The organism is Halobacillus sp. ACCC02827 (assembly GCF_030291935.1).
In the GTDB taxonomy this organism is placed as follows: domain Bacteria; phylum Bacillota; class Bacilli; order Bacillales; family Halobacillaceae; genus Halobacillus.
In genome coordinates this window covers 2,133,342-2,154,973 of sequence record NZ_CP128168.1, presented here as the reverse complement: position 1 = coordinate 2,154,973, position 21,632 = coordinate 2,133,342, and the positions used below count along the sequence as shown (strand labels likewise).

The following is a 21,632-nucleotide window of genomic DNA, read 5'->3' as shown; positions in this document are numbered from 1 at the left end:
TTTTCTGCGCCTATTTTGTTTTATTCAAGGGATATCTTACATGGGCAGGGAATGGGTACTATATTTACTGTGATTATGCTCGTTTAAAAAAAGGGGCGGAAGACCACATTATAAGTAAGCCATTTAGTTGGTACTGGAGTTAGAAGGAGAGTGAACCCGTGAATGTAAGGATAATGAAATATATATGTGGTTCTGTTCTCCTGCTGTTCATGCTCACGTTACCATTATTGACACCTGTTCAACAATATTTGTCCATCCCAACAGAAATGAAAGTGACGACTGCCAATTCTGTATCTACACCTGTTTGGAATGACGATTCCAAGGCACTTACGGCATTTTCATCTACTGATGATGACGAAGTGTTCCATGAGTTTGCAGGAATTCCTCTTAAGAAGACGAGCGTACAAGGGATGAAAGACATCCGGCTCGTACCGGGGGGACAGTCGGTAGGCGTCGAACTGCATACGAAAGGCGTCCTCGTAGTCGGCCACCATTTAGTTAGTGGTGAAGGAGCGGAAAAAGCCTCTCCTGGTGAAGAAGCAAATATCCATGTGGGGGATATTCTCCTTAAAGGTAATGGCAAGGACCTTCACAGCATGGAGCAGCTGTCCTCCATCGTCAAGGAGTCAGGAGAGAAAGAAAATGCTGTCGACCTTACGATTAAACGTGGAGAAGAAACGATTCAAACTTCGTTAACACCGGCGTTCAACGCGCAGGAAAACGAGTATCAGATCGGCCTGTATATTAGAGATTCCGCTGCAGGAATCGGAACGATGACATTTTACCATCCACAAAGTAAGAAATATGGAGCGCTCGGGCACGTGATCTCGGATATGGATACAAAAAAACCGATCGAGATTCATGAAGGTACCATAGTAAAATCCCAAGTAACTTCCATTGAAAAGGGAAGTCGGGGAATCCCGGGAGAAAAGCGGGCTAAGTTCTCATTGAAAGACGATAAGCTCGGAAATATTACTAAGAATACGCCGTTTGGTATATTCGGCGAACTAGAGGGCGATATGGAGAACAGCGCTTACCCTGAAGGCTTACCAGTCGGATTTGCGGAAGAGGTTAAAGAAGGACCCGCACAAATCATGACGGTGCTGGATGGAGAAAGAATGCAGACTTTCGATGTGGAAATCGTGAGCAACACGCCGAAGAAATCAGCCGTTACAAAAGGCATGATCGTCAAGATTACAGATAAAGAACTGTTGAAGAAAACCGGAGGAATTGTTCAAGGAATGAGTGGAAGTCCAATCATTCAGAATGGCAAAATTATCGGTGCCGTCACGCATGTTTTTGTCAACGATCCTACTAGTGGTTACGGTGTGCACATCGAATGGATGCTGCAAGAAGCGGGAATCGATATTTATGAAGAAAAAGGTCAAAAAGCAAGCTAAGAAGAACCCTGAACGGGGTTCTTCTTTTTTTTGGTAGAAATATCTGCAACGTCATCGACATGATTCGACAAACGGAGGATATCAATGTCGAAACAGTGCGATTTTTAAAGTATTTTAAAGCATTTAAGAGATAATCTCGAATATTAAAATTTTTTTGTTATAATAAAAAAGGGTTAGATTTCCTGTCTGTCGAACTTATGAATTACAGAGAAAAGAGGACAATTTTGTAAGGAGGAAAATTAATGGAAAAAATTCAAGTTTGTTTGGCTGATGATAATCGCGAGCTGGTGAAGCTTCTTGAGGATTATTTTGAGGACACGCACGATATCGATGTCATTGGGACGTCATTTAATGGTAAAGATTGTCTCCAAATGGTCGAAGAAAAGAATCCCGATGTGCTCATTCTCGACATCATCATGCCTCACTTGGACGGATTAGCGGTTTTGAATAAATTGAGAGAGCTGGACAAGCAGCCGGAAGTGATCATGTTAACAGCGTTCGGTCAGGAAGAAGTGACGAAAAAAGCGGTGGAATTAGGTGCTGCCTACTTCATGATGAAACCGTTCGACCTGGATCACCTGGGAGAGCAGGTCCGCCAGATCAAGCATGCCGGAGATCCGATAAATCGTGCACTTGGAAACACCTACACGTCTACGAAGTCCAAGAAACCAGACTTGGATACGAGCATTACGCATATCATTCACGAAGTCGGTGTCCCTGCGCATATTAAAGGGTATCAATATCTGCGGGAGGCCATCACGATGGTGTATCGCGATTTGGAACTGCTCGGCTCCATTACGAAAGTCCTTTATCCTGATATTGCAACGAAATACAACACGACGGCTTCCAGAGTGGAAAGGGCGATCCGTCATGCGATTGAAGTAGCCTGGAATCGTGGAAACATTGACGCGATCTCTTCCTTGTTCGGTTACACCATCTCCAATACGAAAGCAAAACCGACGAACTCAGAGTTCATCGCGATGGTGGCGGACAGGCTCCGCCTGGAGCATAAAGCAAGTTGAACGCGAAACACGAGGGGGTATTTCCCCTCGTGTTTTTTATTTCATCATCCTGACAATTTCTTCTGCCATGGACATATCATCGTAAAACCCTTCATCAATCCGATCCAATTCAGGCAGCAGGCACGTATAAATATGTTCCTCCAAGAACAATAATCCATCCCGGTTCAACTGTCTGTAGCTGAAAGGAAGATCCAAGTAGTGGATGATGATATAGCGATGGCCCGTTTCCATGTATGTACAAAGGATATGAATTTCGCTGTTCTCCGGATAATACCTTGTTCCTCCGAATCCATCTCTGCGTAACACCATCTGACTACTCCTCCTTTCATATCCATAATAAAGCAAATAAGACAAAGATGTAACAGATATACATAAATAATGTAAAAATTCCCAACATAAAGTCGAAAATATTTTATATAATCTTTTTTTTCATAAATATCTATTCTATTCTCCTCTTATTTTGTGGTACAATTCTTAATTATTAATTACTTTGGTTCACTAATGGGGTGTTGTACATATGAAAGTTATTAAATTTGGTGGCAGCTCTGTAGCAGATGCGGGGCAAATCAAAAAAGTAAAAGGGATTATTGAATTGGATGACAGCCGGCGTGTTGTCGTTGTGTCGGCGCCTGGCAAGCGATATAAAGAGGATACAAAGGTAACCGATTTATTAATCGAGCTGGGAATGGCCTTACAGGCAGGAGTTATGAAAGAAGATGTGTATAAAAGAATTCTGGATCGTTTCCGGTCTATGACAGAAGAGCTCGACCTTTCGATAAGCGTGATGGAGTCTGTAAAAGAACAAATCGACAAAGCCGTTCAGATGATACAAGAGGAGCACAGCCATGGGCTTGATTCCCTGAAAGCTTGTGGTGAAGACGGATCCGCACGTATCATCAGTGCTTATTTGAAGAAGTCAGGTCTGTCTGCTTCCTATGTAAATCCCAAAGACGCAGGTATTCTCGTCAGGGATGAGCCTGGAGGAGCCATCGTTTTAGAGGAAAGTTTCGATCGATTGTATGAATTAAGAAGTCGGAACGAAATTTTAGTCATACCCGGATTCTTTGGGTTTACACCGGAAGGAGAGATCGTAACTTTCTCCAGAGGAGGTTCGGATATAACCGGTTCTATTGTTGCTGCCGGGTTAAAAGCCGAGCTTTATGAGAACTTTACTGATGTTGATTCGGTATTTTGTGTTAATCCAATGTATGTGGACAAACCAAAGCCGTTGACATCCTTAACCTACAGGGAAATGAGAGAGCTGTCTTATGCAGGCTTTTCCGTCTTCCATGACGAAGCTCTCATACCGGCCTTTAAAGCGAAAATACCGGTATGCATAAAAAACACAAATAATCCTTCTGCTCCAGGGACGATGATCGTAGCAGAGCTGCCTGAGCGGGAAAGCCATGTCGTAGGAATTGCAAGTGATGACGGCTTTCTGAATTTATATGTCAGTAAATATTTGATGAACCGTGAGATCGGATTCGGTCGAAAACTACTTCAAATACTGGAAGATGAAGAGGTTTCCTTTGAACACGCTCCTTCGGGAATCGATGACATGTCTGTTGTCATCAGGGAACATCACCTTCCACCAGAGAAGGAAGAAGTGGTGGTAAATCGGATCAAAGAAGAGTTGAAAGTTGACACGGTACTGATTGAACGAGAGATGGCTATGATTATGATTGTAGGGGAAGGGATGAACCAAACGGTCGGCATTGCCAGTCAAGCAGCATCTGCTTTCAGGGAGGCTGGTGTGAATATAGAAATGATTAATCAAGGATCATCCGAAGTATCCATGATGTTCGGTGTGAAATCCTCCGGGCTTTCGGATGCTCTTCAATCCCTTTATCATACGTTCTTTGAATAAGAAGCATGGACGTTCTGTGTAAGGACGGGGGCAGAAAAAAAGGCGAAACAGCTACGATTGCTGTTTCGCCTTTTGTTGTTTCCGGCATACCGTGTAAAGGTCATCCAGTGTCTGAATATCATGATTCATCGCTTTAGAGAGGAGGAATTGGAACAACTCTGCGGTCATGATGGCATCATTCAACGCGTGGTGGCGCTCCCGTTTGTCTATCCCTACATATTTTAATAATGGATCAAGCTGGTGTTTGACGTGTGGCAGAAGCCATTGTGCCATTATCTGTGAATCCAATACATGGGGTTCATAGTCCGGCAGCTTCCATCGTTTTAACATAGCTCTCAGAAAACGCATATCAAACTTTGCCGGGTGGGCGACCAAGACGGACCCTTCACTGAATTCCAGGAAATTTGTAAAACCTTCGATGAAAGGACTTGCATCCATGAGCTGTTGCTTAGTGAGTCCTGTAAGGCGTAATGTTTGATTGTTAACAGGACGGATAGGACGGATGATTTGATGAAACTTCCGACTCCTGCAGGCATGAAGACCGTTTAAACGGATGGCCCCTATAGAAATGATCTCATGACCAATTTCCGGAAAGAAGCCGGTTGTTTCTAGATCGAAAATTGTAAAATCCAATTCTTCCAATTTTTTTTGGTGGAAACGAGTGTCTTTTTCATATAGAGACAATGTTTCCTCCAGCGATTGATAAATGTTCCATTTCAAAAATGGTTTGATTTTAAAATGATACATCGGTTTCTCAAAAAAGATATATTTAATAATTTGTAAGTCAACAGGTAACAACTATACCACCCGATTTCGGTTATAGCTCAACTCTAAAACTTGCTGCAGTCGTTTGGCGATGATCAGCGCTTCCTTTAAAGAGCGGCGCTCTTCTTTTTTCAGAGAGCCGAGCTTCAAATCATTGGACAATGGTTCATCGTCGTCAAGTTGATCTAGATTTGCTTTTAGCCGGAACAACATCAGCCTGTGCAGGGCTGTCTTTGCATTTTCCACATCCCGTGGATGGAAGCGCTCCTGCTCAGCCAATGCCTCCAGCCTGTTTACGGTATTGATTTCTTCGATGCCGTACTTCATGCTGTATATCCTGACGGCATTCACAATCTGCATAATTGCAGATTTCTTTAAATTTAATGTCCGTTTTTTTCCGATTCCGGTAATCCGTCCGAAGGGCTGGACAGGGACGCGGAATCTCAATGTATCCTTCATCAGAAGTTGATGGAGGTTCAATGATTTTTGAACGCGCTTGGTCACATATTTTTTTAAATCATAGGCTAGTGAATAATCTCCAATGATCGGACGGAAATCCATGAAGATAGTAAAATCGCGGATCTCTTCCGCATCCATTTTGGCAATCCAGCGGTCGATACTTGCGTGCCACTGGCTTGTCTGCTGACGCCACTTATCTTCTCTTGCCATAATTCCGCCTGTACAATAAGGATAGCCGCACTCATTCAGCATGTCGTTAATTTTACCGGCGAAGATTCGGAAGTATTCTTCTATCGTCTTTTTATGCTTGGAACTGCTGTAGTCAGCGAGAATCATGGCATTGTCCTGATCCGTGGAGAAGGCTTGCTCTTTACGTCCCTCACTTCCCATGACCAGGAAGCAGTAATTGATTGGAGGTGCTCCGTACCCCTCTTTCACCATTTCATCTTCCGCGATTTGTACGACCTGTTTGTGCAGCCTGTCGTTGTAGTTGGTCATTAATTCAGCAATATCGTACGCAAACATGTTGTCTTTAATCAGACTGGACACAAACTGCTGGAATCTTGCATTGTAAATGGGAGAAAGTGGACGGATTTCATCAATGCTGGCTGCGTTTGATATTTTGTACGTTAAATCGAAATAAACGGAGTTTTTGATGGTGAAGAAGGAAGACTGTCTGAGGATTCCAACCACCTTATCTTTGTGGAGAACCGGTATGATTTCCGTTGGATGGTGTTTCAAATAACTCAGCGCATCATAGATGAATTCCTGTTCGTTAATCTCATAGGACTCCTCCGTCATGTAAGTCCGAACGGGATTTTTGTGCTCATTTTCAAAATAGGCCTTTAAAATCTGGCCGTATCCGATCATCCCAAGCATCGAGCTTTGGTCGTCGCTTACAATAAGCGCTTCTATCTTCTGCTGCTGCAGCATGCGGGCTGCTTTCTCAATGGAGGATTCCGGGTGTATAAACGTTGGAAGTTCCATATAGGCATCTGCACGCTTTTTGTAAAGCTCACGATCGTCCTGCTCATCCGTGGTGGAACTTTTATACTTCACCTCGTCATAGAGGCTCTTCATTAAATGGCTGATTCCATCCATGACGACCTTGGAGAAATGAGTGTTGTTCGACATCGTTTGTAAAAACGATTCCCTCTCGAAGCAGACCGTTTTGACCGGTTCCAGCGCCTGGACAGAAAAGCGCATTTCTCCGCTCGTAAGAAGAATCATCACTCCTACCAGGTCTCCCGGGTAGTAGAACCTTACAGAGAGCTGGCGACCATTGGACCGGTGCATGATGTTTTTTGCAAGACCGGATACGAGGAAGTGGATGTCAATTCTGTCTTCATCCTGATCTTCATGAATGATAAATTCATTGGTGCTGTATTCTTTGACTACGGCTTTGCCGAAAATCTCTTCAAATTCCTCGTCCGAAAGCAAGTCAAAAGGATATTGCTTTCGAAACAATTCGAACTCTGTCACAGAGCAAAACTCCTTTGTATCTGTTTAGTGATCCTGTTTGAAACGACCTTTTGTCAGTCCTCTTTTTCTGTCTCTGTATAAGATGAAACCGCCGATCCAAAGAAGGCCGCCGAGGAAAAAAAGCAAACCGGTAAGACCTTGGACAGCGATGTGAAAATATATCTCGTGGAATTCTCCGAAGAGAGCATCCCGGATTAATTTAATTCCATAGACAGCGAGTATTCCCGGTGTGACTAACACTAATAAGGCAAGTAAGCGCATGAGCACAGCTCCTTTGTTTCAATCCAAGTTAAGTATATCAAATGGAGCCGTGGGAGGGAACTGTTGGTCTTCTTGCTAAAACATGCAGAATGTTATAGGATGAAAGTACGCAAAATATTGCAGGGTGTGGTGAAATGAAACGTGTGTTGATTGTTGGTGCAGGGAAGGGTGGCGCGGCTCTTCTTAAATTATTGAATGAAATTGAGCGCATGCAGGTCGTTGCTATTACCGATATCGATCCTGATGCGGAAGGCTTAATGCTGGCAGAGCAGATGCAGATTCCGTCAGACCGTCATTGGGAGAACTGGATACATAAAGACATCGATATCGTCATTGAGGCGACAGGCAGTGATGCCGTCTTTGGGGAAATCCGTGCAAAAAGGATGCCTTCCACAGTTGTTATACCTGGTTCGGTAGCGTACGTAACATCGGAACTTCTAGAAGAAAAAGAGGCACTTGTTCAAGAGTTGAAACAACAGACGCAAAACCAACACCTTATCTTGAACAGCATTCACGACGGGATGATCGTCATTGGTGAAAACAGCCGCGTCTCCTTTGTGAATCAAAGTGCTGCACGTATTCTTGATAAAGACAAAAGAGAGATCGTTGGTTTTCCGGTAACAGATGTCATTCCGGCTTCCAGACTTCCCCGTATTCTCGCTTCCAGGAAGAAAGAACTGAATCAGCAGCTCGAATTGGAGAACGGAAAGAAAGTCATTACGACAAGGATTCCTATGATTGGGCAAGATCAGAAAGTTATAGGTGCTTTCGCTGTTTTTCAAGATATTACGGAAGTAGTGGATCTCGCAGAAGAGGTTACGAATTTAAAGGAAATACAGACCATGCTTGAAGCGATCATCCATTCTTCGGATGAAGCGATTTCCGTAGTAGACGAAAATGGAAGCGGTTTAATGATTAACCCCGCCTATACAAGGATTACCGGACTTTCTGAAGAGGAAATCGTGGGCAAACCGGCAACGGTGGATATAGCAGAAGGGGAAAGTATGCACATGAAAGTACTCCGCACGCGCCGCCCGGTGAGGGGCGTGCGGATGAAGGTAGGGCCGGCGAATAAAGATGTCCTCGTCAACGTAGCTCCGGTAATCGTTGACGGCCGACTGAAAGGGAGCGTAGGTGTTCTTCATGACGTGTCGGAGATTCAGTCGTTAACGTCTGAATTGAAGAGGGCCCGCCAGATCATCCGCAGTCTGGAAGCTAAGTACACCTTTGATGATATAGTGGGAAGGTCACAGGAGATGACGCTGGCGTTGGAGCAGGCAAAAGTAGGCGCCAGAACTCCTGCAACGGTCCTGCTCCGCGGCGAATCGGGCACAGGAAAAGAGCTTTTCGCGCACGCCATTCATAATGAAAGCAAGCGGCGGCATAATAAGTTCATCCGTGTCAATTGTGCGGCGATCGCCGAATCGCTTTTGGAGAGTGAGTTATTCGGTTATGAGGATGGAGCATTCTCCGGTGCGAAGCGAGGAGGAAAAAAAGGGCTTTTTGAAGAGGCGAATCATGGAAGTATCTTTCTTGATGAGATTGGGGAGCTTACCCTTTCCATGCAGGCAAAGCTTCTCCGCGTCCTGCAGGAAAACGAAATTGTCCGTGTGGGAGGAACGAAACCTGTACATGTAGACGTCCGCGTCATTGCGGCCACGAACGTCAATCTCGAAAAAGCGATTATGAACAAAACCTTTCGTGAAGATTTGTACTATCGCTTGAACCGTCTTCCGATCTATATACCTCCCCTCAGGGAAAGAAAGGAAGATGTTATATCTTTAGCCCGTCATCTGATTAGTAAACTGAATGAAGATTACGGGAGGCATGTACAGCATATGGATGAGGAAGCCTACGGGTTGCTGAAAGAGTATGGATGGCCGGGGAACGTTCGTGAGCTTGAGAACGTACTCGGGAGAGCGATGATCTATATGGAGAATATGGAGGATACGATTCTTGCAGAACATCTTCCTCCGTTGACGAAAGCTGCACGTACGGAGTACATTCCTTCAGAAAACACCTCTTGGCCGGAAGTTACATTACAAGAAGCTGTGGATGATTATGAGAAGAAGTTACTGGCAAAAGCGTACCGTTCCCACGGCTTTAATAAAACGAAAACAGCCAAAGCGCTTGGAATCTCGATCCGGAACTTATATTATAAATTAGAGAAGTATGATTTGGACAAAAAAAGCATGCAAGAATTTTCATAGTGAAAAACTTTGCATTCCCGCTTTGTGCATTTCTCGGCTTTTTACGCGGCTGCGAGTTGGCACCGTTCTTGCAAGTAATGAAGAGGGAGGGAAAGTATGATAACTACTTTAGATGCATTAGTGGATCAAATAGACAGGACGAACAAAAAAACAGTTGCAGTAGCTCAAGCGGCGGATGCTGCCGTTCTTACAGCAGTAAAACGAGCGTTGGACCAAGAAATAGCCGATTTTATTCTGACTGGAGAAACGGAGGCAATCAATCAGGCTGCCAAAGATGCAGGCATTGATTTGTCCGAAAGGGGCGTGCGTGTTCTGGATGTTCCATCTATAGAAAGTGCAGGCGCTGCAGTAAAGGCAGTCCATGATGGAGAAGCCCATGTGCTTATGAAAGGGAATATCGACACGAAAACCTTGCTTAAAGCAGTCCTGAATAAAGAATACGGGCTGAGAAAAGGGTCTGTTCTGTCCCATGTGGCTCTTTTTGAAATACCCGGAAGGGATAAACTTATATTCCTTACGGATGCGGCGATGAATATTACTCCTTCACTGGAAGAGAAGGTTCAAATTATTCAGAACGCAGTCGAAACAGCGAGACGTGCTGGTTGGGAGATGCCGAAAGTAGCACCGCTTGCTGCTGTTGAAGTAGTAAATCCGGCGATGCCTGCAACACGGGATGCGGCTGTTCTTTCACAAATGAACCGGCGCGGTCAAATTAAGGACTGCCTGGTTGATGGTCCGTTAGCTTTTGATAATGCTGTCGATGAGAAAGCAGCCAGACAGAAAGGGATACATTCAGAAGTAGCGGGTAAAGCCGATATTCTGGTTGTCCCTACCATTGAAGTGGCTAATGCCTTATATAAATCATTCATGTACTTTGCAGGCGCGAAGGTGGCAGGTGTCATCAGCGGTGCTAAAGCACCGATTGTACTAACCTCCCGAGCGGATGATGCACAAAGCAAGATATATTCCCTGGCACTCGCACTTCGGGCCAGCTATTAATAAGGAGGAATCACCATGGAAATTTTCAACTATATGAAAGAATACGATTATGAGCAACTGTTATTTTGTCACGATGAGCAATCAGGATTAAAAGCAATCATTGCTATTCATGATACAACATTGGGTCCGGCTCTCGGCGGTACCAGGATGTGGACATATGCATCAGAAGATGAAGCGGTGGAAGATGCGCTTCGACTCGCGAAAGGAATGACCTACAAAAACGCGGCTGCCGGTTTGAACCTTGGCGGCGGAAAGACGGTCATCATCGGCGATCCTAAGAAAGAGAAGAACGAGGAAATGTTCCGCGCATTCGGGCGCTACATACAAGGACTGAATGGTCGTTACATCACGGCAGAGGACGTAGGGACAACGGTACAGGATATGGACTTGATTCATGAAGAGACCGACTATGTTACAGGTATCTCTCCTGCATTCGGTTCTTCCGGAAACCCGTCTCCAGTAACAGCATACGGCGTGTATCGAGGGATGAAAGCGGCGGCTAAGGAAGGTTTCGGGACGGATTCCTTAGAAGGAAAGACCGTAGCTGTGCAAGGAGTAGGAAACGTTGCCTTTAATCTTTGCCGTCACCTGCATGAAGAAGGTGCGAACTTAATAGTGACAGACATTAATAAAGAGGCAGTTCAGCGAGCGGTAGAAGAATTCGGTGCGAAAGCGGTCGAGCCGGATGAAATTTACGGGGTTGAATGTGATATCTATGCACCATGTGCGCTTGGTGCGACCATCAACGACAATACGATTCCTCAATTAAAGGCCAAAGTAATTGCAGGAGCAGCAAATAATCAGCTGAAAGAGACGCGTCATGGAGATATTCTTCATGAGAAAGGCGTTGTTTATACACCTGATTATGTCATCAATGCCGGAGGTGTCATCAACGTTGCCGATGAACTTTACGGGTATAACAAAGATCGTGCTATGAAGCGTGTGGAAACAATCTACGATAATGTCGCGCGCGTTTTCGAAATATCCAAGCGTGACCACATTCCGAGTTATGTAGCTGCAGATCGAATGGCGGAAGAGAGAATTGAACGTATGCGTCGTTCCCGCAGCCAGTTCCTTCAAAATGGACATCACATTCTTAGCAGAAGACAGAACAGATAAAGGAGATTTATCAGTGAGTACACATCGGATTCTTGTGATTAACCCTGGGTCTACATCGACAAAAATCGGAGTCTTCGATGGAACAGAGTCCGTTCTGGAGAAGACAATCCGTCACAGCGCAGATGAGCTGAGTGAATTTAAACGTGTTATTGATCAATATGAGTTCCGAAAGCGTATCATTCTCGATGTGCTGGATGGAGAGGGCATAAATATCAGTAAATTGAGTGCCGTCTGTGGACGCGGCGGCCTGCTTCGGCCGATTGAAGGCGGTACTTATGAAGTGAACGATGCCATGCTTCAGGACTTGAGAGATGGATATAATGGAGAACATGCGTCGAACCTCGGTGGGATCATCGCCCACGAAATCGCGAAAGGGCTGAATATTGGTGCCTATATCGTTGATCCTGTCGTCGTTGATGAACTTCATGATCTGGCAAAGGTGTCAGGAGTACCGGAAATCCCACGTAAAAGTATATTTCACGCACTTAATCAGAAGGCGGTCGCAAGGAGAGCGGCTGCCGACCTAAAGCGCTCTTATAAGGAAAGTCGCTTGATCGTTGCCCATATGGGAGGGGGGATCACGGTCGGTGCACATTCCGGCGGCCGTGTTATTGATGTCAACAACGGTTTACACGGAGACGGGCCGTTTTCCCCGGAAAGAGCGGGAACCGTTCCAGCGGGTGACTTGGTCTCTTTATGTTTCTCGGGACAATATTATCGGGATGAAGTCATGAAGAAACTTGTCGGTCAAGGGGGACTGATGGCATATCTTGACACAAATGATGCGCGAGAGGTCGAACGCTTGGTAGAGAACGGGGATAAAAAAGCTGCCTTGATCTTTGATGCGATGGCCTATCAGATTGCCAAAGAAATCGGCAGCATGAGTACAGTCCTTGAAGGTAAGGTCGATGCGATCGCATTAACCGGAGGGCTTGCTTATGGGAAAGACTTCGTTGAAGCGATCTCCCGCAGAGTCCAGTGGATTGCCGATGTCCTCGTGTATGCTGGTGAGAATGAGCTGGAGGCTTTAAATGAGGGCACACTCCGCATATTAAATAAGGAAGAAGCACCTAAGCAGTATCCTAATTTTATGGAATAGGAAGGAGAATTCCGATGGCGCAAGAATATGACTTGGTTATTTTGGGAGGCGGCACAGGCGGTTACGTGGCTGCCATCCGCGCATCCAAACTCGGATTAAAGACAGCTGTCGTCGAAAAACGTGAATTAGGGGGGACGTGCCTGCATCGCGGGTGTATTCCATCCAAAGCGCTGCTTCGTAGTGCAGAAGTTTTCAGACAGACGAAGGAAGCAGGTCAGTTCGGTATTACAACAAGTAAGCCGGAATTGGACTTCTTGAAAGTCCAGGAGAGGAAGCAGTCCATTATTGATACGTTACATAAAGGCGTACAAGGGTTGATGAAAAAAGGAAAGATTGACGTTTATGAAGGGTTCGGAAGAATTCTCGGGCCTTCCATTTTTTCACCGACAGCAGGAACGATTTCTGTAGAGATGAACAACGGGGAAGAGAATGAGATGCTGATCCCGAAGAATGTCCTCATCGCTACAGGGTCGAAGCCGAAGACGCTCCCAGGTCTCGAGATAGATGGCGAATACATCATGACATCGGACGAAGCGCTTCAAATGGACACCCTTCCTTCATCAATCATCATTGTCGGCGGAGGAGTAATCGGTATCGAATGGGCTTCGATGCTGGCTGATTTCGGCGTTGAGGTGACGGTGCTTGAATACCTTCCGCACATTCTCCCGACAGAAGATGAGTCTATTTCCAGGGAAATGATGAAGCAGATGAAGAAGAAGGGGGTATCTATCGTTACAGGAGCGAAGGTTCTTCCGGATTCGACCAGGAAAGAAGATGGAATCTCGATCGACGCAGAAGTCGATGGGGAAACCAGGACATACAAATCCGATCGTATGCTCGTTTCGGTAGGAAGAGCTGCGAATGTGGAGAACATCGGATTGGAAAACACCGACATTGTCGTGGAAAATGGTGTCATTCAGACGAATGCCTTCTACCAGACGAAGGAAAGTCATATGTATGCAATCGGCGATGTGATCGGCGGCATGCAGCTTGCCCACGTAGCTTCCCATGAAGGCATTACAGCAGTGGAGCACATGGCTGACGGCGATCCACACCCGGTGGATCCGGAACAGGTACCTACGTGCATTTACTCCAGCCCGGAAGCAGCAAGCGTCGGCCTTACAGAATCACAGGCGAAGGAACAAGGGTATGAGGTGAAAGTAGGAACCTTCCCGTTTCAAGCGGTTGGAAAAGCTCTCGTATTCGGCGAGTCGGACGGATTCGTTAAGATCATTGCCGATAAAGCAACCGATGATCTGCTCGGAGTGCATATGATCGGACCCCATGTGACCGATATGATTTCGGAAGCAGGGCTGGCTAAGGTGTTGGATGCAACGCCGTGGGAAATTGCAGGCAGCATTCATCCACATCCGACCCTTTCAGAAGCGATCGGAGAAGCCGCAATGGCTGTGGACGGTAATCAAATTCACGGGTAAAAGAACAAAGGAGGGATCCACATGGCTGAGAACCGCCATAAATCTCTAGGATTAAGTGATGAGCAAGTATTGGACATGTTCCGAACGATGTTACTAGCAAGAAGAATAGATGAACGCATGTGGCTGTTGAATCGTGCAGGTAAAATACCGTTTGTTATCTCCTGTCAAGGGCAGGAAGCGGCGCAGGTAGGGGCATCGTACGCCCTTGACCGGGACAAAGATTATGTACTGCCGTACTACCGGGACATGGGCGTGGTACTTGCTTTCGGCATGACGGCACGTGACCTGATGTTGTCCGGGTTCGCCAAAGCGGAAGACCCGAACTCGGGCGGCCGTCAGATGCCGGGCCACTTCGGACAGAAGAAGAACAGAATCGTAACAGGATCCTCTCCTGTTACGACACAGGTTCCGCATGCAGTGGGAATTGCGCTTGCCGGAAAAATGGAAAAAAAGGACTTCGTATCTTTCGTTACCTTTGGAGAGGGCTCTTCCAATCAGGGGGATTTCCACGAAGGAGCGAACTTTGCAGGTGTCCATAAGCTGCCGGTTATTTTCATGGTTGAAAACAATAAATATGCTATTTCTGTTCCAGTGTCCAAACAGTTGGCCTGTGAAAAGGTCTCTGATCGTGCCATCGGATACGGGATGCCGGGGTACACAGTGGACGGGAACGATCCGTTGGCTGTATATGAAGCAGTTAAGGCAGCTGCCGACAGAGGCCGAGGCGGAGAAGGACCGACATTAATCGAGACCGTATCCTATCGTTTGACACCACACTCCAGCGACGATGATGATCGTACGTACAGAGAGCGGGAAGAGGTGGATGAGGCGAAGAAGAAGGATTCGATTGTCACATTTGCGGAGTATCTGCGGGAACACGGTATTCTTTCTGATGAGAAAGAGAAAGAAATGAATGACGAAATTGAAAAAATCGTAAACGATGCAACGGACTATGCGGAGAATGCAGCTTATGCCGAAGCGGAATCCGCTATGAAATATGTGTATGAAGAGTAAGGAGGGGGAGCTATTATGCCAGTAATATCATATATACAGGCCGTTACCCAGGCGTTGAAAGAAGAAATGCAGCGGGATGAGAAAGTGTTCGTACTTGGAGAAGATGTCGGGAAACGTGGCGGTGTTTTCCGGGCGACAGACGGACTTTATGAAGAGTTCGGTGAGGACAGGGTATTGGATACACCGCTTGCAGAATCTGCTATTGCGGGAGTCGGAATCGGAGCGGCTATGTACGGCATGCGCCCTGTAGCTGAAATGCAGTTTGCAGATTTCATCATGCCGGCCGTCAACCAAATTGTATCCGAGGCGGCTAAAGTACGTTATCGCTCCAATAATGATTGGACAGCACCAATAACAATCCGCGCTCCTTACGGCGGTGGAGTGCACGGCGCGCTGTATCATTCCCAGTCCGTAGAAGCACTATTTGCCAACCAGCCGGGACTGAAGATTGTCATGCCGTCGACTCCATATGATGTCAAAGGGCTGTTAAAAGCATCGATACGTGACAACGATCCTGTGCTTTTCTTCGAACATAAACGGGCGTATCGTCTTATTAAAGGCGAAGTTCCAGAGGAAGATTATACGCTTCCGATTGGGAAAGCGGATGTGAAACGGGAAGGATCGGATATTACGGTAATTACCTACGGCTTGTGCGTTCATTTCGCTCTTCAGGCAGCGGAAAAGCTTGCGGAAGAAGGAATTGATGCGCATATTCTGGATCTTCGTACGGTCTATCCACTCGATCAGGAAGCTATTATAGAGGCAGCCTCCAAAACCGGCAAAGTCCTGCTCGTAACAGAGGACAATAAAGAAGGCGGCATCATATCCGAGGTTTCTGCCATTATTAGTGAGCACTGTCTGTTCGATCTGGATGCACCGATTAAACGTCTGGCCGGCCCGGATATTCCATCCATGCCTTATGCACCAACAATGGAAAAGTACTTCATGATGAATCCGGATAAAGTTGAAAAAGCGATGCGGGAGCTAGCAGAATTTTAATCGAAGGAGGAGTTTCTTGTGGGTTTAGAAAAAATCAATATGCCCCAGCTCGGTGAGAGTGTTACCGAGGGCACGATCAGCACATGGCTCGTCCAGCCCGGGGACAAAGTGAACAAGTACGATCCGATTGCAGAAGTCATGACGGACAAAGTGAATGCAGAAGTACCGTCATCGTTCTCCGGCACCATTAAAGAACTGGTTGCTTCAGAAGGAGATACCATCTCCGTCGGAGAATTGATGTGTTATGTAGAAGTCGAAGGGGCAGGTTCTTCCGAGGAAAAAACGGAAGAACCTGCAGTAGAAAAGCAGGCTTCCCAGGATGACGTACAACAGCAGGTAGAAAAAAAGCAGGTACCGCAGAAAGATAAGACGAAGAAAAGGTATTCACCTGCCGTCATGACTCTTGCCCAAGAACATGACATCGACTTGAATCAGGTGGAAGGATCGGGCCGTGGCGGAAGAATCACAAGAAAAGATTTAGAAACAATTATCCGTTCTGGAAATATTCCGTCTGCTTCGAATGACCGGAGTAACGATAAAGAGGAAGCAGCTCCTTCCTCCCGAACGGAGACTGCCGCATCTAAGCAGAGGACTGCGGTCTCTTCTTCTGTAACTGCTGCTGACGGCGATATCGAAATACCTGTCACAGGAGTTCGTAAAGCTATTGCAGCAAATATGGTGAAGTCCAAGACGGAAATCCCTCATGCCTGGATGATGGTGGAGGTCGATGTAACAAACCTTGTAGAGCTTCGTAATGCGAAGAAAACGGCGTTTAAACAGCAGGAAGGATTCAGCCTTACTTATTTCGCTTTCTTCGTTAAGGCAGTCGCCCAAGCGTTGAAGGAGTATCCTCAACTGAACAGTACGTGGGCCGGAGATAAGATCATACAGCGAAAAGCGATCCATTTAAATATCGCTGTCGCCAAGGAAGACCAATTGTTCGTGCCGGTTATCCGGAACGCAGATGAAAAAAGCATCAAAGGAATTGCCAAGGACATCACCGATCTTGCCAACAAGGCGAGAGCTGGTAAGCTGACGACATCGGATATGGAGGGTGGTACCTTCACGGTCAATAACACCGGTTCTTTCGGCTCCGTCCAATCCATGGGTGTTATCAATCATCCGCAGGCAGCCATCCTCCAGGTGGAATCAATTGTGAAGAAGCCTGTCTATCAGGACGGGATGTTTGGGGCAAGAGACATGGTCAACCTTTGTCTATCCCTTGATCACCGGGTGCTTGACGGACTTGTGGCGGGTAATTTCCTTGCACGGGTTAAAGAAATACTGGAGAAGATGTCAGAAGAGACGACGTCCGTTTATTAATGAACCAGCTGCCCTCTTTTTCTATGGAGGGCAGTTTTTCTCTTTTTTCGGAAGTATACTTGAATTTCCAGTCGCAATTCAATTGAAAGCAGCCGGATATGTTGGTAAAATGTTCATAGTATTTATAGAAAAGGGGCCATGTCACATGGATTTTAATATTTTCATGAACGATGTTGTTACAAAAGCTCGGGAAGAAATTACAGGAGCAGGCTATACACAATTAACGACGCCTGAGGATGTAGACGCTGCGCTTACAAAGAAAGGAACGACGCTCGTCATGATCAACTCCGTTTGTGGCTGTGCAGGAGGAATCGCCAGACCGGCAGCTGCTCATGCGATCCATTATGATAAGCGCCCGGATCAGCTGGTCACCGTTTTCGCCGGTCAGGATAAAGAGGCAACGGAACGAGCGAGAGAATACTTCGAAGGTTTTCCACCTTCCTCCCCGTCCTTTGCTCTTTTGAAAGACGGAAAGATCCAGACGATGGTGGAACGTCATGACATCGAAGGCTTCGAACCGATGGAAGTAATCGGTAAGCTTCAGCGGAGCTTCGAAGAATACTGCGAGGAAGTTTAAGCATCCTAACGAGGATCTTTGTTAATAGACAAAGGTCCTCTTTTGCTTCCCTGTGCGGGAAGGAAGGGACTAAGAAAATAGAGGTGGAGAAATACGTGAAAATCGGCTACAGAACCATCAAGACGGCATTGGGCACACCGATCGCCATTTGGATTGCCCAATTGTTGCAACTGGAGAATTTTGCTTCGGCAGGTATATTGACCATTCTCTGCATCCAAGTCACAAGAAAAAGATCTTTCCTTAGCGCATGGCACCGTTTTGCCGCCTGCTTGCTCGCTATGGTGTTCTCTTTCGTATTCTTTGAATTGCTTGGATATAACCCCATTGCGATCGGACTTATGCTTTTTGCATTTATTCCGGTCACGGTCTGGTTGAAAGTATCACCTGGAATCGTAACAAGTTCTGTCATTATCCTTCATTTATACGGATCCGGTAATATCGGGGTTAATATCATATGGAACGAAATCTGCCTGATTGCTGTCGGTATCGGGACGGCATTAATTCTTAACTTGTATATGCCGAATCTGGACAGCGAACTGAAGAAATACCGGGATGAGATTGAAGAGAATTTCTCGATCATCATGGGAGAGATTGCTCAATTCCTTAGAAAAGGGGACTATGACTGGACAGGGAGAGAATTAACAGAGACGGCTGCTCTTTTGGAGAAGGCCAAATCGCTGTCTTACAGAGAAGTGGAAAACCATCTGCTTCGGTCCCATAATCATCACTACCATTATTTCCACATGCGGACAAAACAGTTTGAGCTCTTGGAACGTATGCTTCCCCTGGTAAGCCGGATATCGGGCTCGGATAAACACGGCCACCAAATCGCTGACTTTTTTGAGGAGTTGGCAAAAGGGATACATCCTGGAAATACGGCCCTCATTTACTTAAGAAAATTGAAAGAAATGAAAGAAGAGTTCCGTGAAGACAAGCTTCCGGAAACGAGAGAAGAATTTGAAATCAGAGCAAGCCTCTACCATTTGTTGAATGAAATTGAGGAATATTTGATCATTAAACGCTCCTTCAAGAAGAGTGATGTATAGCCCGTCTTCCTCGGGGGAAACTTGGACTAAAAGAGGTTGACAGATCATGAAGATACTCGCATTAGTCCTATTGTTGACAGGCCCTCTCTTTCCACCGGTTATGGAAGATTCCGTTATTATAGTCAATAAAGCAACCCACGAGCTTGTCTTATTCAAGAATTCCAAGCCGGTGTTCCGTGCAGATGCAGCGGTTGGGAAGACAAAAGATCTAACTCCGGAAGGCATCTTTTCCATCAAAGTAAAAGCAGAAGATCCTTATTATCGGAAACTCGATATTCCCGGAGGAGATCCAGAGAATCCCCTTGGTACAAGGTGGATCGGTTTTGATGCCAGAGGCACCGATGGTCGAATGTACGGCATCCATGGGACGAATCGTCCTGATTCGATTGGGAAATCCGTGTCAGCGGGGTGTGTTCGGCTGTTAAACGAGGATGTCGAGCGGCTTTACGAACTGGTACCAGTGGAGATGGACGTTGTTATTGTCGACACAGACGCGGATATGAAAGCCGTGCATGATCAATGGGAAAAGAATAAATGGAAAGAAATGATACAGCCATAAAAGAAAAGACCGAAGCGGCATAAACAGTCGCTTCGGTCTTTTTTAAATTATAGGAAAAAGCTTGCGCCTGCCAACAGGGTTGATAAAACCATGGAAAGGATCATCAGATAAATGATAACTTTCATGCGGCGTTCGCGTTTCGATTTCTTATTTCCAGCCAAGGTGTAACCCCCTTCTCGTCCATCCTGACTCATATTTTACATAAAAAAGAGAAATTGGACAAGGTTGTTTGACCATTTACAATTATCTTGTGAATAATAGTAATTTTTAGACAGGTAAGCGCTTTATTTCTGGTATGCTAGAAGGAGAATGGACTGTATAAGGAGGTTTTTCCTGTGAAGCATTCATCAAGTGATAATAAAAATAAATGGGAAGAAGCAGTGGAAAAGACAATAAAACGGTTTCCGGAGCGCAAAGAAGCGTTCTATACGAGTTCAGAAATACCGATTGACAGACTTTATACGCCGGAGAATCCTGACGATCATTACATAGCAAAGAATGGGTATCCTGGCCAGTATCCCTACACGAGGGGAATACAGCCGACCATGTACCGCAGTAGATATTGGACGATGCGCCAGTACGCCGGTTTCGGATCTGCAGAAGAAACTAACCGAAGATTTCGGTACCTTCTCGAGCAGGGGCAGACGGGGCTGTCTGTTGCCTTCGACTTACCGACTCAAATCGGCTATGACTCCGATGATCCTATGGCAGAGGGCGAAGTGGGGAAAGTCGGTGTAGCGATTGATTCCCTTAAGGACATGGAACAGCTGTTTGATCACATTCCTTTGGACCGCGTAAGTACGTCCATGACGATCAATGCCCCTGCGAGTATTCTTCTTGCCATGTATATTGCCGTCGGTGAAAAGCAGGGCGTATCTCCGGAACTTCTGACAGGCACGATTCAAAACGATATCCTGAAGGAATATATTGCACGCGGAACGTATATCTATCCGCCTAAGCCGTCCATGCGGTTGATTACAGATATTTTTGCTTATTGTCAGGAGCATCTGCCTAAGTTCAATACCATAAGTATCTCAGGCTACCATATCAGGGAAGCGGGGTCGACGGCCGTTCAGGAAGTTGCCTTTACCATAGCCAACGGGATGGCTTACGTCGATGCAGCTATCGAAGCCGGTTTGAAAGTCGATCAGTTCGCCCCCCGCCTCGCCTTCTTCTTTAACGCGCACAATCAGTTCTTTGAAGAAGCAGCAAAATTCAGGGCTGCCAGGAGGATGTGGGCGAACATCATGAAGGAACACTTTGGTGCGAAGGATCCGAAGAGCTGGAAGCTGCGTTTTCATACACAGACAGGAGGCAGTACATTAACAGCGCAGCAGCCGGATAATAACATTGTACGGGTGACATTACAGGCGCTCGCTGCCGTCATGGGAGGTACACAGAGCCTCCATACGAATTCACGTGATGAAGCGCTCGCACTTCCTACAGAGGAATCAGCCCGGATTGCTCTTCGTACCCAGCAGATCATTGCAAATGAAAGTGGAGTAGCAGATACGATTGATCCTCTGGCCGGTTCGTACTATGTGGAAGCACTCACGGACCAGATAGAAAAAGAAGCGAATGTATATCTGGATCGAATCCGTGAAATTGGCGGTGCTGTCCAAGCGGTGGAAGAAGGTTATATGCAGCGGGAAATCCATCAGGCAGCCTATGAAGCACAGAAGCGGATCGAGTCGAAAGAAGACATTGTTGTCGGCATGAATGAGTTTCGGATAGAAGAAGAGATCCATGCTGACTTATTGAGAGTAGACGAAGCACTAGAGAAAGCACAAGTGAAAAAGACAAGGCAGGTAAGGGAAGAAAGAGACTCGGAAGAAGTGGCCGCGTGCCTGGACGCACTCCACACTGCCGCCAAAGGATCGGAAAACGTCATGCCGCATATAGTCAAAGCAGTGAAGGCGTATGCGACCGTAGGTGAAATTGCTAACGTACTACGAGAAGAGTATGGAGAATATACGGGAATGTAGAAAGGAAGGA

The 21,632-nt window shown here is 46.2% G+C and carries 20 protein-coding genes; 15 read left to right on the top strand and 5 right to left on the bottom strand.

Going from position 1 to position 21,632, the window contains the following annotated elements; all coding sequences use genetic code 11:
* Positions 1 to 158: 158 nt before the first annotated feature.
* Together spoIVB and spo0A are read left to right on the top strand one after the other, a co-directional pair.
* Positions 159 to 1,400 carry a SpoIVB peptidase gene (gene spoIVB / locus QRD89_RS11440; RefSeq protein ID WP_008639228.1) on the top strand — a complete coding sequence of 414 codons (1,242 nt, stop codon included), beginning with the start codon at positions 159 to 161 and terminating at the stop codon, positions 1,398 to 1,400.
* 242 nt (positions 1,401 to 1,642) lie between these two features.
* Positions 1,643 to 2,422 (top strand): sporulation transcription factor Spo0A, encoded by a 780-nt coding sequence (spo0A, locus tag QRD89_RS11435; RefSeq protein WP_008639226.1) that lies wholly within the window; start codon positions 1,643 to 1,645, stop codon positions 2,420 to 2,422.
* A 36-nt stretch (positions 2,423 to 2,458) separates the two neighbouring features.
* Here the strand turns inward: spo0A and QRD89_RS11430 are convergent, their stop codons facing one another.
* A complete protein-coding gene (locus QRD89_RS11430) occupies positions 2,459 to 2,731 on the bottom strand; it encodes a hypothetical protein (protein ID WP_008639223.1) in 273 nt (90 codons plus the stop codon).
* Positions 2,732 to 2,939: 208 nt separating this feature from the next.
* Between QRD89_RS11430 and QRD89_RS11425 the strand changes: the two genes are divergently transcribed.
* Positions 2,940 to 4,289, top strand: a complete 1,350-nt coding sequence (locus tag QRD89_RS11425; protein WP_286095295.1) for an aspartate kinase — start codon at positions 2,940 to 2,942, stop codon at positions 4,287 to 4,289.
* A gap of 51 nt (positions 4,290 to 4,340) precedes the next feature.
* Here the strand turns inward: QRD89_RS11425 and QRD89_RS11420 are convergent, their stop codons facing one another.
* The 3 genes from QRD89_RS11420 to QRD89_RS11410 are packed head-to-tail and all read right to left on the bottom strand — an operon-like array spanning position 4,341 to position 7,256.
* Positions 4,341 to 5,087 (bottom strand): 3'-5' exonuclease, encoded by a 747-nt coding sequence (locus QRD89_RS11420; RefSeq protein ID WP_051348855.1) that lies wholly within the window; start codon positions 5,085 to 5,087, stop codon positions 4,341 to 4,343.
* Positions 5,088 to 6,995, bottom strand: a complete 1,908-nt coding sequence (locus tag QRD89_RS11415; RefSeq protein ID WP_008639016.1) for a DUF294 nucleotidyltransferase-like domain-containing protein — start codon at positions 6,993 to 6,995, stop codon at positions 5,088 to 5,090.
* Positions 6,996 to 7,019: 24 nt separating this feature from the next.
* Positions 7,020 to 7,256 (bottom strand): DUF2627 family protein, encoded by a 237-nt coding sequence (locus QRD89_RS11410; protein WP_008639018.1) that lies wholly within the window; start codon positions 7,254 to 7,256, stop codon positions 7,020 to 7,022.
* Between the two features lie 134 nt (positions 7,257 to 7,390).
* On the opposite strand from QRD89_RS11410, the gene QRD89_RS11405 reads away from it, so the two are divergent.
* The 11 genes from QRD89_RS11405 to QRD89_RS11355 all read left to right on the top strand — a co-directional run bounded on the left by QRD89_RS11405 (position 7,391) and on the right by QRD89_RS11355 (position 19,637).
* Positions 7,391 to 9,466, top strand: a complete 2,076-nt coding sequence (locus tag QRD89_RS11405) for a sigma-54-dependent Fis family transcriptional regulator (protein WP_008639020.1) — start codon at positions 7,391 to 7,393, stop codon at positions 9,464 to 9,466.
* A 96-nt stretch (positions 9,467 to 9,562) separates the two neighbouring features.
* Complete coding sequence (yqiS, locus tag QRD89_RS11400) at positions 9,563 to 10,465, top strand: phosphate butyryltransferase (protein WP_286095294.1); 903 nt, start codon at positions 9,563 to 9,565, stop codon at positions 10,463 to 10,465.
* 15 nt (positions 10,466 to 10,480) lie between these two features.
* Entirely contained in the window at positions 10,481 to 11,584 is a 1,104-nt protein-coding gene (gene bcd / locus QRD89_RS11395; protein WP_008639024.1) for a branched-chain amino acid dehydrogenase, read from the top strand.
* Positions 11,547 to 12,683, top strand: coding sequence for a butyrate kinase (buk, locus tag QRD89_RS11390; RefSeq protein WP_051348877.1), 1,137 nt, complete (start codon positions 11,547 to 11,549; stop codon positions 12,681 to 12,683). The genes bcd and buk overlap by 38 nt, the downstream gene beginning before the upstream one ends.
* Positions 12,684 to 12,697: 14 nt before the next feature.
* A complete protein-coding gene (gene lpdA / locus QRD89_RS11385) occupies positions 12,698 to 14,119 on the top strand; it encodes a dihydrolipoyl dehydrogenase (protein ID WP_008639030.1) in 1,422 nt (473 codons plus the stop codon).
* Between the two features lie 21 nt (positions 14,120 to 14,140).
* A complete protein-coding gene (locus QRD89_RS11380) occupies positions 14,141 to 15,133 on the top strand; it encodes a thiamine pyrophosphate-dependent dehydrogenase E1 component subunit alpha (RefSeq protein ID WP_008639033.1) in 993 nt (330 codons plus the stop codon).
* 15 nt (positions 15,134 to 15,148) lie between these two features.
* Positions 15,149 to 16,132: an alpha-ketoacid dehydrogenase subunit beta gene (locus QRD89_RS11375; RefSeq protein WP_026577229.1), complete on the top strand. Its 984-nt coding sequence runs from the start codon at positions 15,149 to 15,151 to the stop codon at positions 16,130 to 16,132.
* Between the two features lie 18 nt (positions 16,133 to 16,150).
* Positions 16,151 to 17,455 (top strand): dihydrolipoamide acetyltransferase family protein, encoded by a 1,305-nt coding sequence (locus QRD89_RS11370; protein ID WP_062513732.1) that lies wholly within the window; start codon positions 16,151 to 16,153, stop codon positions 17,453 to 17,455.
* Between the two features lie 109 nt (positions 17,456 to 17,564).
* A complete protein-coding gene (locus QRD89_RS11365) occupies positions 17,565 to 18,032 on the top strand; it encodes a BrxA/BrxB family bacilliredoxin (RefSeq protein ID WP_193743892.1) in 468 nt (155 codons plus the stop codon).
* Positions 18,033 to 18,127: 95 nt separating this feature from the next.
* Entirely contained in the window at positions 18,128 to 19,078 is a 951-nt protein-coding gene (locus QRD89_RS11360) for an aromatic acid exporter family protein (RefSeq protein ID WP_008639045.1), read from the top strand.
* Positions 19,079 to 19,124: 46 nt separating this feature from the next.
* Positions 19,125 to 19,637 carry a L,D-transpeptidase gene (locus QRD89_RS11355; RefSeq protein WP_008639046.1) on the top strand — a complete coding sequence of 171 codons (513 nt, stop codon included), beginning with the start codon at positions 19,125 to 19,127 and terminating at the stop codon, positions 19,635 to 19,637.
* A 47-nt stretch (positions 19,638 to 19,684) separates the two neighbouring features.
* Here QRD89_RS11355 and prli42 read toward each other — a convergent pair whose 3' ends face one another.
* The gene (gene prli42 / locus QRD89_RS11350; RefSeq protein WP_235601469.1) at positions 19,685 to 19,798 is read right to left on the bottom strand and encodes a stressosome-associated protein Prli42; all 114 of its coding nucleotides are present in this window, start codon (positions 19,796 to 19,798) and stop codon (positions 19,685 to 19,687) included.
* Between the two features lie 174 nt (positions 19,799 to 19,972).
* Here prli42 and QRD89_RS11345 point away from each other — a divergent pair, with 174 nt between their 5' ends.
* Positions 19,973 to 21,622 carry an acyl-CoA mutase large subunit family protein gene (locus tag QRD89_RS11345; RefSeq protein ID WP_286095293.1) on the top strand — a complete coding sequence of 550 codons (1,650 nt, stop codon included), beginning with the start codon at positions 19,973 to 19,975 and terminating at the stop codon, positions 21,620 to 21,622.
* Positions 21,623 to 21,632: the final 10 nt, after the last annotated feature.

Coding starts and splice junctions, on each gene's coding strand:
- lpdA (WP_008639030.1), top strand. CDS start 12,698: ATGGCGCAAGAATATGACTTGGTTATTTTGGGAGGCGGCACAGGCGGT.
- QRD89_RS11380 (WP_008639033.1), top strand. CDS start 14,141: ATGGCTGAGAACCGCCATAAATCTCTAGGATTAAGTGATGAGCAAGTA.
- QRD89_RS11410 (WP_008639018.1), bottom strand. CDS start 7,256: ATGCGCTTACTTGCCTTATTAGTGTTAGTCACACCGGGAATACTCGCT.
- QRD89_RS11425 (WP_286095295.1), top strand. CDS start 2,940: ATGAAAGTTATTAAATTTGGTGGCAGCTCTGTAGCAGATGCGGGGCAA.
- QRD89_RS11430 (WP_008639223.1), bottom strand. CDS start 2,731: ATGGTGTTACGCAGAGATGGATTCGGAGGAACAAGGTATTATCCGGAG.
- QRD89_RS11375 (WP_026577229.1), top strand. CDS start 15,149: ATGCCAGTAATATCATATATACAGGCCGTTACCCAGGCGTTGAAAGAA.
- QRD89_RS11355 (WP_008639046.1), top strand. CDS start 19,125: ATGAAGATACTCGCATTAGTCCTATTGTTGACAGGCCCTCTCTTTCCA.
- yqiS (WP_286095294.1), top strand. CDS start 9,563: ATGATAACTACTTTAGATGCATTAGTGGATCAAATAGACAGGACGAAC.
- spo0A (WP_008639226.1), top strand. CDS start 1,643: ATGGAAAAAATTCAAGTTTGTTTGGCTGATGATAATCGCGAGCTGGTG.
- QRD89_RS11405 (WP_008639020.1), top strand. CDS start 7,391: ATGAAACGTGTGTTGATTGTTGGTGCAGGGAAGGGTGGCGCGGCTCTT.
- buk (WP_051348877.1), top strand. CDS start 11,547: ATGGACATCACATTCTTAGCAGAAGACAGAACAGATAAAGGAGATTTA.
- QRD89_RS11365 (WP_193743892.1), top strand. CDS start 17,565: ATGTTCATAGTATTTATAGAAAAGGGGCCATGTCACATGGATTTTAAT.
- bcd (WP_008639024.1), top strand. CDS start 10,481: ATGGAAATTTTCAACTATATGAAAGAATACGATTATGAGCAACTGTTA.